The organism is Thiolapillus sp. (genome assembly GCF_048562965.1).
Classification (GTDB): Bacteria; Pseudomonadota; Gammaproteobacteria; order Chromatiales; family Chromatiaceae; genus Thiolapillus; species Thiolapillus brandeum_A.
Genome location: NZ_JBHNMF010001267.1, coordinates 1 through 739 on the forward strand (window position 1 = coordinate 1; position 739 = coordinate 739).

Sequence of the window (739 nt, forward strand, 5' to 3'; positions counted from 1 at the left end):
CTCGGCCTTTGACAACCTATTGGTGCCCCAGCCGTCCTGGTCACCAAGCACTACGCAACAACTTCGCAAGCTCGTTGCTGCTCCGTACTTGGCTCCCATATGACTGGACGCCGCGTTCGGATGCCTACTTTGTTTTCCCTCTGGCGCAAGGCACGCCGGGAAAACAGTGCGGCCTCGCGGCTACTGGGGTCTACCAGCCTTCGCTTCGCTCTCCATGGCTGGCAGCGTTGGAAGCGCAACCGGCGATGCAATGCGGCTGATCCAGAAGCATGCAGGCAGGGCTATCTGTCGCCTTCGTTCTCGAAGGCGTTCTCAACGGGGACAGCCCGATCAGATGGCCAGCACGTGCGCGTAACAACGCGCCAGCGCCGCAAAGCCGGGATCACCCCGCCCAAAGCGCAGCACCCGGCGGCGACCGTGACGCACCAGCCGCACGGCCTTGTACATCATCTCCTGCATCACGGTACGGATGCGGCGTCGATGCAGGGCCTTGCGGATCGGCGCATCCGGACCGATCAGCGTGTTCTGGCCCACATAGCGCAGGATGTTGTAGGCCATCGCGGCCAGCGTCAGTACCAGGGCGTTGGTCTCGAATTTTCCCGAGGAGAGGCGTTCGATGTCCAGGTCGGTCTTGAACTCGCTGTGATACTGTTCCGAGGTGCCGCGTTGTTGGTAGAGGGTGATCAGTGCCTGGTAAGCGCCAAACAATCAGCCCTATTGCATTTTTTTGACAGGCGTG

1 protein-coding gene and 1 pseudogene are annotated in these 739 nt (G+C 61.0%); one reads left to right on the top strand and one right to left on the bottom strand.

All coding sequences use genetic code 11. The features are described from left to right. Positions 1-260: hypothetical protein (locus tag ACOCD2_RS23725; RefSeq protein WP_419626266.1), on the top strand; the 260-nt coding region annotated here is incomplete at its 5' end. A gap of 70 nt (positions 261-330) precedes the next feature. On the opposite strand, the pseudogene ACOCD2_RS23730 reads toward ACOCD2_RS23725, so the two are convergent. Then, positions 331-687 (bottom strand): annotated as a pseudogene (locus ACOCD2_RS23730) (transposase); the annotation flags it as partial. Between the last annotated feature and the right edge of the window lie 52 nt (positions 688-739).